This window comes from Mycobacterium sp., from assembly GCF_051006775.1.
GTDB lineage: Bacteria > Actinomycetota > Actinomycetes > Mycobacteriales > Mycobacteriaceae > Mycobacterium.
This window is the reverse complement of the sequence record NZ_JBPCSX010000002.1, coordinates 1-9,688: the sequence shown is the minus strand read 5'-3', so window position 1 is coordinate 9,688 and position 9,688 is coordinate 1. Positions and strand designations below refer to the sequence as shown.

Genomic DNA, 9,688 nt, shown 5'->3' with positions numbered 1-9,688 from the left:
AGGATGAAAATCTCTGTGCGCGAGCACAATTTGCGTGCCGCATCCGGTCCGCCGCCCATCCGGACCGACACCATGCCGCCGAAACCCCGCATCTGCCGGGCGGCGACCTGATGGCCGGGGTGTGATGGCAGACCCGGATAGAGCACCTGGCTGATCGACGGATGCCCGGTGAGGAATTCCGCCACCCGGCCGGCATTGTCACTGTGCCGTTGCATCCGGAGTTCGAGAGTCTTGAGACCACGCATGGTCAGATAGGCGTCGAACGGGCCCGGTACCGCACCCGCGCCGTTCTGCAGGAACGCGAACTTGACGTCGAGTTCCTCACTGCTGGTCACCAGGGCGCCACCCACCACATCAGAGTGCCCGCCGATGTACTTCGTCGTCGAATGCAGGACGATATCGGCCCCGAGGGTCAGCGGCTGCTGCAGCGCCGGTGAGGCAAAGGTGTTGTCCACCAGGACCGTCGCGTTCACCGAGTGCCCGATCTCCGCGATGGCCGCGATATCGGCGATCGAGAGCAACGGGTTGGTGGGCGTCTCCACCCAGATCATCCGGGTGCGGCCGTTGACCGCGGCCCGAACCGCATCGAGGTCGGCCAGGTGCACCGGCGTGTGGTCGACTCCCCACTGGCTGAAGACCTTGTCGATCAGCCGGAACGTGCCACCGTAGGCGTCATCGGGTATGACGATGTGGTCACCGGGACGCAGCACAGATCGCAGCGCGCAATCAGTGGCCGCCATCCCCGAACTGAAGGCCCGCCCGTACCGGCCGTCCTCCACCGCCGCCAGCACAGTCTCCAGCGCCGTGCGAGTCGGATTGCCGGTTCGGGCGTATTCATAACCGCCGCGAAGCCCGCCGACGCCATCTTGGGCGAACGTGCTGCTGGCGTAGATCGGGGTGTTGACCGCCCCGGTCACGGGATCGGGACGGTAGCCCGCGTGAATCGCCCGGGTGGCAAAGCCATGCCCCCCATGTGTGTCAGTCATCGCCGGAAAGCCTATCCGGACCAGCGCCGGCCTAGGCGATCGCCGGCGCCACCGATCCTCCGCTGAGCTTGCGGTAGGTGTACACGATGAACAGGTAGGCCACCGGCGCGGCGACGAGCAGGCCGACACCACACAGCAGCGCACCGACGAGCATGATCGCCGCCGACGTCAGCCAGGCCAGCAGGACTTGACCGAAGTTCTGCCTGACGATCGCAAAGCTCGCCTTGATGCCGTCGATCGGAGACAGGTTCCGATCGACGATCGCCACCGTCGAGAACATCGCGAAGATGCTGACCAGAAGCCCCGGCAGGATGCACAGCAGCACACCGATTGCGGTCAGCACTCCCACGATCAGCGAGGAGAGAATCACCGACACGATGTTGCGGGGCCGGAAGAACGACGCGATCCCCACCTGCTGACCGTTGGCGATATCCAGCATGCCGCCGTAGTAGCCGCTGGATATCGCGGCCCCGACCACCAGCTGCAGGAGCGAGGTCAGGATCAGAACCGCAAATCCGGCGCCGGTGAGGCTGCGACTGGTCGACTCGATCAATCCGTCAGCGGTGTCGATGGCGGTGAAGGTCTCCGGCGAGACCGACTGCATCAGCACCTGAGCCAGCGAGTTGAGGGCGATCAGGACCACCCCGAAGACCAGGGTCGCGACGATCAGCGCCACCGGGTTCTTGGTGAACTTGGCCCACGCCCACGACAGCGCCTCGCCGACGCTGTAGCGGTTGGCCGGCATGCCGTACCCGGGCGGCGGCGGGAAGTAGCCACCCTCGGCAGGCGGCGGCGGCGGATAGCCGTATCCCGGTGGTGGTGGCGGGTAGCCCTGACCCCAACCCGGGGGCGGCGGCGGGTAGCCGGCACCGGGAGGTGGCGGATAGCTACCCGGGGGCGGCGGCGGGAATCCCCCGGCCGGCGGAGGTGGCGGGTAGCCGCCCGGGGGCGGGTAGCCGCCCGGCGGGAAGTCGCCAGGTGGATTAGGCGGTTGCGTCATTGGGCACTCCTGAGTAGGTCGGTCCAGCCTATGTGGCGCGCGGCGATCACCGCGGCAGGCATACCGTCGACATGATCTTGTCCGCAATCGTTTGCCGCTTGGCGTCCCACAGAGGGAACAGGTAGCCGATGTAGCAGATCAGCGAGTCCACGATATGCGCGAGCTGGCGCACGATCGACAGTCCGAAACCGATGGGCTGCCCGGTCTTCTCGCTGACCACCTTGAATTTCATCACCGACTTCCCGATGCTCGACCCGGACGTGCCCTGCCGGTAGCCGAAGTTCCAGATCGCGAAAATCGCCGCCAGGACCGACAGCACCAGGGAAATGCCCAGGCCGACGCCGGTTGGCTGCGATGTGCACACCGCGTTGAAGCCGGAATCGGAGCTGTCACTGATGCATTCGTTCTCTGCGGTGGAGAACATCACCACCTGACCGATACCGACGAGGAGCGCAACCGGCACGGAGTCGACGATGTAGGCGAGCACCCGGGTGATCCACGGCGTGTAGGCCTCCCTGGGCAAGATGCCCGCCGGCGCGGGCGGGTAGTAGCCGCCAGCCTGGTATCCGGGTGGCGGGTATCCACCCGGAGGCGGAAAGTTGCCCGGGGGCGGGTAATCACCGGGCAGCGGCCCGGGGGGTGTGTCGGTCATGGCGGCCTCCCGCAGAAATCCAGACTCCGTGCACGATTCTCGCGCAGCAAACCCAGATTAGCCGTGTGCGGCCCGGGGCGTCGGCCCGGAAACCGGCGATCAGCGCCGCCGCGATCCCTCGGAGAGGAATCCGAGCAGGTCATGCCGGGTGATGACGCCGATCGGTTTGCCGCCCTCGACGACCATCACCGCATCAGCGTCGCGCAACGCCTGGGCCGCCGTGCTGACCAACTCCCCGGCACCGAGCAGTGGTAGCGGCGGGCTCATATGCAGGGACACGGCGTCTGCCAGTTTGGCGCGGCCCTCGAACACTGCTGAGAGCAGTTCGCGTTCGGAGACACTTCCGGCCACCTCGCCGGCCATCACCGGCGGTTCGGCTCCGACGACCGGCATCTGGGAAACCCCGTACTCCCGCAGGATGCCGATCGCGTCACGCACCGTCTCCGACGGGTGGGTGTGCACAAGGGTCGGCAGCGCGCCGGACTTGCCGCGCAACACATCCCCGACCGTCGGAGTGGGCCGCGAATCGTCGAGCGGAGTGCGCAGAAATCCGTAGGAGGACATCCAGGCGTCGTTGAAGATCTTCGACATATAGCCGCGACCGCCGTCGGGCAGCAGCACCACAACCACGGAATTCGGTTCGCGCTCAGCAACTTTCAGCGCCGCGACCGCAGCCATCCCGCAGGAGCCGCCGACCAGCAGGCCCTCCTCGCGGGCCAGCCGGCGAGTCATGTCGAACGAGTCTGCGTCCGACACGGCGATGATCTCGTCGGCGATGGCGGGGTCGTAAGCCTGCGGCCAGAAGTCCTCCCCCACGCCCTCCACCAGATACGGCCGTCCCGTTCCGCCGGAGTACACCGAGCCCTCCGGATCGGCGCCGATGATCTTCACCCGGCCGCCGGATACCTCCTTGAGATACCGCCCGGCGCCGGTGATGGTGCCGCCGGTGCCGACACCGGCGACGAAGTGGGTGATCTTGCCGTCGGTGTCGGCCCAGATCTCCGGGCCGGTGGTCTCGTAATGGCTGGCCGGACCATTGGGGTTGGAGTACTGGTCGGGCTTCCAGGCGCCTTCGATATCGCGGACCAGCCGGTCCGAGACGTTGTAGTAGCTGTCCGGGTGTTCCGGCGGCACGGCCGTCGGGCAGACCACGACCTCGGCACCGTAGGCGCGCAGCACGTTCTGCTTGTCCTCGCTGACCTTGTCCGGGCAAACGAACACGCACCGGTAGCCGCGGCGCTGGGCCACCAGGGCCAGCCCCACCCCGGTATTGCCCGAAGTCGGCTCCACGATCGTGCCGCCGGGCTTGAGCGCCCCGCTGGCCTCGGCGGCGTCGATCATCTTGACTGCGATCCGGTCCTTGGAACTGCCACCTGGATTGAGGTACTCGACTTTGGCGGCGACCAGGCCGGCGCCTGCAGGGACGACCGAGTTCAGTTGAACCAGCGGAGTATTGCCGATGAGTTCGCTGATGTGCTGCGCGATTCGCATGCCTACATGGTGTCAGGCGACCAGCCTGGGCCTCGCTCAGCCCGTCGCTTCCCGGATGTACTCGCCGATCTGGCGCAGCGACCGGGTGGCCTCCGGGATGAGCGGCGCGGCCAGTTGAAAGTCGTGAATCTGCCCCGGCCACACCCGGACCTCGGTCGGCACGCCCGCGGAGGCCAGCCTGCGCGCGGCCAGCCGTGCATCGTGCAACAGCACTTCCGAACCCGAGACGTGGATCAGCGTGCGCGGCAGACCGGGCTCGATGTGGTCCAGCGGCTCGTAGACGTCCTCGGGCTCGCCGTCGACGATGGTCTTCGCCGCCGCCCTCGCCACCAGGGCGACGAGTGCATCAAAGGCCTTGGGCGGGAACATCGCATCGGTGTAGGCGTTCGGGTGCGTCAGTTTGGGGTCCTTCTCCAGCTGCAGCAGCGGCGAGATCGCCACCATCGCCGCCGGGGTCTCCCCCTCGGCCTGCAACCGCTGCGCCAGCGAGAGTGCGAGATACCCGCCGGCCGAATCGCCGGCCAGCACGATCTGGTCCGGCTCGTAGCCGCGTAGCCGCAGCCAGCGGTACCCGTCGTAGCAGTCGTCGATGGCCTTGCCGACCGAGTGCTTGGGGATCAGCCGGTAATCGACCACCAGGACCGGCGAGTCGGCGAATTTGGACAGCGCGACCGCGATGCGGGTGTGCGAGTTGACTCCGCAGGTCATGAAGCCGCCCCCGTGCATATAGAGCACCACCCGGCGCCGTCCGTCGGCCGGCAGGACGCCGGGGGCCCGGACCAGTTGGGCGGAGGCGTGCGGCAGTCCGACGGTGGCGCGCACCGTGCCCGATGACGGCAGCAGCGCGCGGGCGGCGAAGTCGACCAGACCGAATGGCCAGGGCCAGTGCGGGACATGGCTGAGAACCGCCAGCGCCGGCCACATCGTGGCCCGGGTGCCGAGCGATACCAGCCGGGCCACCAGACTGGGCCCGCCCTCGACGACCTCGACCGGCATACCATCGCTGACCGGATAGCGGCGGGGGCGGGGGGCGGAGGGACAACTTCTCCGCTCGGCCGGCGTCTCCGCGTTGGTCGTCTGAATCTTGATGGGTGCCGTCATCGTTAACGCTCCCTAGTGACGTGCCGGGGGCCGTTGCGTTAACCCCGGAAAACTCAGCTTGGGGAGCTGTGACCCAGACCACAATGACGATGACCAATTGTTGCCGGATCCGATACCGGGTCGTAACCGCAAAGCCGGGTGCGCGGTGGACACTGACTTTCGTGGGCAAACCGCTGAGGTCCACCAAAGCGCTGGTCATGGCAGGCCTGCTGGCCTCCACCGGCAGCGCGGTCGTGGGTGCCCGCAACCTGCTGAGCGGCCAGGCCGATCAGGTGCGCACGGTCATCCCGAAGGCTTGGGACATCCCGCCCCGCGCCGACGGCGTGTACGGGCCCGACGGCGGGCCGGCGCACCCCTGGGAACGCGACACACCCTTCGACGTCCACCTGATGGTCTTCGGTGACTCGACGGCCACCGGCTACGGATGCGCTGAGGCCGACGAGGTGCCCGGCGCATTGATCGCCCGGGGACTGGCCGCCCAATCCGGAAAAACGGTCCGGCTGTCGACGAAGGCGATCGTCGGGGCGACGTCCAAGGGGTTGGCCGGCCAGGTCGACGCCATGCTCGTCGCCGGGCCGCCGCCGAATGCCGCGGTGATCATGATCGGGGCCAACGACGTCACCGCGCTCAACGGGATCGGACCGTCGGCCCGCCGGCTCGGCGCGGCGGTCAGCCGGCTGCGCAGCGTCGGCGCCGCGGTCGCCGTCGGCACCTGCCCGGATTTCGGCGTCATCTCCGCTATCCCGCAACCGCTTCGGTGGACGGCACGGTCACTGGGCCTGCAACTGGCCCGCGCCCAGGCGGTCGCCGTCACAGCAGCCGGCGGTATCGCCGTCCCGCTCGCCGATCTCATGACGCCGCACTTCCGCACCGACCCGGGCCGGTTGTTCGCTGAGGACGGCTACCACCCCTCGGCCGCCGGATACGAACTGGCGGCACGCCAGCTGCTGCCTGCGCTGTGCCACGCGCTGGGCACCATCGGTGGCGACGAGATCCCCCAACTGTCGTGGTCCGCATTGTCGGCAGCCCGGCCGCTGTCCTCCCGGCTTGCCTCGCTGACCCGCTGGCCACCCCGGCGTACCACCGGGGTCCCCGCTCCGGTGGTGGTACCGGCGGGTTAGGTTCGTTCTCAGCGTTTTCTCCCATCACCAGCGCGACATAGGAGTTCGTCATGCCCGAAGCCGTCATCGTCTCGACCGCCCGCTCCCCCATCGGCCGCGCTTTCAAGGGCTCGCTGGCCAGCATGCGCCCCGACGACCTGGCCACCCAGATGGTTCGCGCTGCGCTCGACAAGGTGCCCGCACTGGACCCGCGCGATATCGACGATCTGATGATGGGCTGCGGCCAGCCCGCCGGCGAGTCCGGTTTCAACATCGCCCGCGTGGTGGCCGTCGAACTCGGCTACGACTTCCTGCCCGGCGTGACCGTCAACCGGTACTGCTCTTCTTCGCTGCAGACCACCCGGATGGCGTTCCACGCGATCAAGGCCGGCGAGGGCGACGCCTTCATCTCGGCCGGCGTCGAGACGGTCTCGCGGTTCGCCCAAGGTAACGCCGACTCCTGGCCGGACACCAAGAACCCGCTGTTCAACGCCGCACGTGAGCGCGCCGACGCAGCTGCGGTCAACGGCATCACCTCATGGTCGGATCCCCGGGAGAACGGGGAACTGCCCGATGTCTACATCGCCATGGGTGAGACCGCCGAGAACGTCGCGCTCTACACCGGAATCAGCCGCGAGGATCAGGACCGCTGGGGTGTGCGAAGCCAGAACCGCGCCGAGGAAGCCATCAAGAGCGGGTTCTTCGCCCGCGAGATCTCACCGGTGACGCTGCCCGACGGAACGGTCGTCAGCACCGACGACGGTCCCCGCGCGGGCACCGTGTACGAGAAGATCAGCACACTCAATCCGGTGTTCCGCCCGGACGGCACCGTCACCGCCGGCAACGCCTGCCCACTCAACGACGGCGCGGCAGCCGTGGTGATCATGTCCGACGCACGCGCCAAGGCGCTGGGGCTGACCCCGCTGGCCCGCATCGTCGCCACCGGGGTGTCGGGCCTGTCGCCGGAGATCATGGGCCTGGGCCCGATCGAGGCCGTGAAGAAGGCCCTCGGCTACGCCAAGATGTCGATCTCCGATATCGACCTGTTCGAGATCAACGAGGCGTTCGCCGTGCAGGTGCTCGGCTCGGCCCGCGCGCTGGGCATCGACGAGGACAAGCTCAACGTCTCCGGTGGCGCGATCGCGCTGGGCCACCCGTTCGGTATGACCGGCGCGCGCATCACCGCCACGCTGCTCAATAACCTTGCCACCCATGACAAGACGTTCGGCATCGAGACCATGTGCGTCGGCGGCGGGCAGGGTATGGCGATGGTGGTCGAGCGGCTGAGCTAGCTCGGACCGGCACGCCGCGAGGCTGACAAGCGAAAGGGCCGACACCGCTGAGGTGCCGGCCCTTTCGCCGAGTGACAGATACCGCGGGTCAGCGATCGCTGGAGTAGAAGTAACTCAGCAGCCGCAGGATCTCGAGGTACAACCAGACCAGCGTGACGGTCAGCCCCAGGGCGATACCCCAGGCTGCCTTCTCCGGCGCGCCGGCGCGGATCATCTGGTCGGCGGAGTCGAAGTCGAGCAGGAAGCTGAACGCCGCGATGCCGATCACCACCAGCGAGAAGATGATGGACAGCGGGCCACCGTCGCGCAACGGCCCCGCGTTGTCGGTGAACAGGCTGATCACGAAGCTGCCCAGCATGAGCACCAGAACGCCGACCATGCTGGCCACCAGCATGCGGGTGAACCGCGGGGTGACCCGGATGGCGCCGGTCTTGTAGACCACCAGCATTCCGAAGAACACGCCGACGGTGCCGAGGATCGCCTGGGTGATCAGTGCACCGGCACTGATGCCCTGGACCACCGCGTTGCCGAACACCCAGGAGATACCGCCGAGGAACAGACCCTCAAGGGCCGCATAGCTCAGGACGATGGCCGGGTTGTCCTGCTTGCGCCCGAACGACGCGATCAGCACCAGGGCCAGGCCGCCGAGCGAGCCGATCAGGGTGAACGGCATGGCCAGGCCGGGGTTCGACCCCACCATGAAGTACGAGATGACGGCCACAACGGACAGCACCCCGAGGGTGATGCCGGTCTTGGTGACGACGTCATCGATGGTCAGCGTCCGCGATACACCGGCCTGCCGCGGAGCGTAGGTGGCCGGGTCTGTCTGAAAAGCGACCTGGTTGGCGGCCCCGGACATGCCGGTACCGAACTGCGCATATCCACCCGACTGCTTCGGCAGCGAGCGGAGAATCGGGTTGCTGGTCTCCCGCACCGTGGATCCTCTCCTATGTGTCGTCTGAACACTGACGTCAACGATCGACCATCCCAGATCAGTTCCCGGGCAGCGGCATCTCGTGACTGCTCCAACAGTACCCGCCCGCTGAGGAAGCCCTGGTGACCTGGTAAAAGATAGGACGTGACGACCGAATCCGATGAGGTGCTGACCCGCCTTGACGGCCGGGTCGGGTTCATCACCCTCAATCGCCCCCGGGCGATCAACTCGCTGACCCACCCCATGGTGACCGCGATGGACGCCGTGCTGCGGGACTGGGCCGACGATGACACGGTGGACGCGGTCGTGGTGACCGGGGCCGGGGAACGGGGCCTGTGCGCCGGCGGGGACGTGGTGGCGCTTTACCACTCTGCGAAGGCCGGGGGGGCTGAAGCGCGCGCGTTCTTCTTCGACGAGTACCGGCTCAACGCACGGATCGGCAGCTACCCCAAACCGTATGTCGCGGTGATGGACGGCATCGTGATGGGTGGCGGGGTCGGGATCAGTGGCCACGGCAGTGTCCGGGTGGCAACCGAAACCTGCAAGATCGCTATGCCCGAAGTCGGTATCGGCTTCATCCCCGACGTCGGTGGCACCTACCTGCTGTCCAGGGCGCCGGGCGGCTTGGGTCTGCACGCCGCACTGACCGGGGCCCCGTTCGGCGCAGGCGACGCCATCGCGATGGGGTTCGCCGACCACCACGTCCCGCACGCCGATCTGGAGGCGTTCATCGTCGCCCTGGTGGCTGACGGGGTCCGGGCCGCGCTGGCGGCCTACAGCCGGGAAGCCCCGCCCAGTCTGCTCGCCGCCCAACGGGACTGGATCGATCCCTGCTACGCAGCCGGGAGCCTCGCCGATATCGTGGCCGCCCTGCGCGGTCACGGGGAGGGCCCGGCCACCGACGCCGCCGATCTGATCACCACCCGATCCCCGGTGGCGTGCGCGGTGACCCTGGCCGCGGTACGTCGCGCCGCCACACTGAAGACGCTGGAAGACGTTCTGGTGCAGGAGTTCGGGGTGTCGTGTGCGTCGCTGCGTTCCCATGACTTCGTCGAAGGCATCCGCGCCCAACTGGTGGACAAGGACCGCAACCCGCAGTGGTCACCGTCGTCGATCGCCGAGGTGACCGACG

General features: G+C 67.8%; 9 protein-coding genes. 3 read left to right on the top strand and 6 right to left on the bottom strand.

Features of this window, described 5'->3' with window-relative positions:
- The 5 genes from ACR2JI_RS00185 to ACR2JI_RS00165 form a co-directional block, all read right to left on the bottom strand.
- A partial coding sequence (locus tag ACR2JI_RS00185) for a cystathionine gamma-synthase (protein ID WP_526386774.1) occupies positions 1-986 on the bottom strand: 986 nt, incomplete at its 3' end.
- A gap of 31 nt (positions 987-1,017) precedes the next feature.
- A complete protein-coding gene (locus tag ACR2JI_RS00180; protein ID WP_526386772.1) occupies positions 1,018-1,986 on the bottom strand; it encodes a hypothetical protein in 969 nt (322 codons plus the stop codon).
- A gap of 46 nt (positions 1,987-2,032) precedes the next feature.
- Complete coding sequence (locus ACR2JI_RS00175) at positions 2,033-2,638, bottom strand: Rv1078 family RDD domain-containing protein (RefSeq protein ID WP_526386770.1); 606 nt, start codon at positions 2,636-2,638, stop codon at positions 2,033-2,035.
- Between the two features lie 99 nt (positions 2,639-2,737).
- Complete coding sequence (locus ACR2JI_RS00170) at positions 2,738-4,129, bottom strand: cystathionine beta-synthase (RefSeq protein WP_526386768.1); 1,392 nt, start codon at positions 4,127-4,129, stop codon at positions 2,738-2,740.
- 36 nt (positions 4,130-4,165) lie between these two features.
- On the bottom strand, positions 4,166-5,230 hold the full coding sequence (locus ACR2JI_RS00165; protein WP_526386765.1) for an alpha/beta hydrolase: 1,065 nt from the start codon (positions 5,228-5,230) through the stop codon (positions 4,166-4,168).
- 197 nt (positions 5,231-5,427) lie between these two features.
- On the opposite strand from ACR2JI_RS00165, the gene ACR2JI_RS00160 reads away from it, so the two are divergent.
- Both ACR2JI_RS00160 and ACR2JI_RS00155 read left to right on the top strand, forming a co-directional pair.
- Positions 5,428-6,351 carry an SGNH/GDSL hydrolase family protein gene (locus ACR2JI_RS00160; protein ID WP_526386776.1) on the top strand — a complete coding sequence of 308 codons (924 nt, stop codon included), beginning with the start codon at positions 5,428-5,430 and terminating at the stop codon, positions 6,349-6,351.
- Between the two features lie 50 nt (positions 6,352-6,401).
- Positions 6,402-7,622 (top strand): acetyl-CoA C-acetyltransferase, encoded by a 1,221-nt coding sequence (locus ACR2JI_RS00155; protein ID WP_526386763.1) that lies wholly within the window; start codon positions 6,402-6,404, stop codon positions 7,620-7,622.
- An 88-nt stretch (positions 7,623-7,710) separates the two neighbouring features.
- On the opposite strand, the gene ACR2JI_RS00150 is transcribed toward ACR2JI_RS00155, so the two are convergent.
- Entirely contained in the window at positions 7,711-8,556 is an 846-nt protein-coding gene (locus ACR2JI_RS00150) for a Bax inhibitor-1/YccA family protein (protein WP_526386761.1), read from the bottom strand.
- 144 nt (positions 8,557-8,700) lie between these two features.
- Between ACR2JI_RS00150 and ACR2JI_RS00145 the strand changes: the two genes are divergently transcribed.
- A partial coding sequence (locus ACR2JI_RS00145; protein WP_526386759.1) for a 3-hydroxyisobutyryl-CoA hydrolase occupies positions 8,701-9,688 on the top strand: 988 nt, incomplete at its 3' end.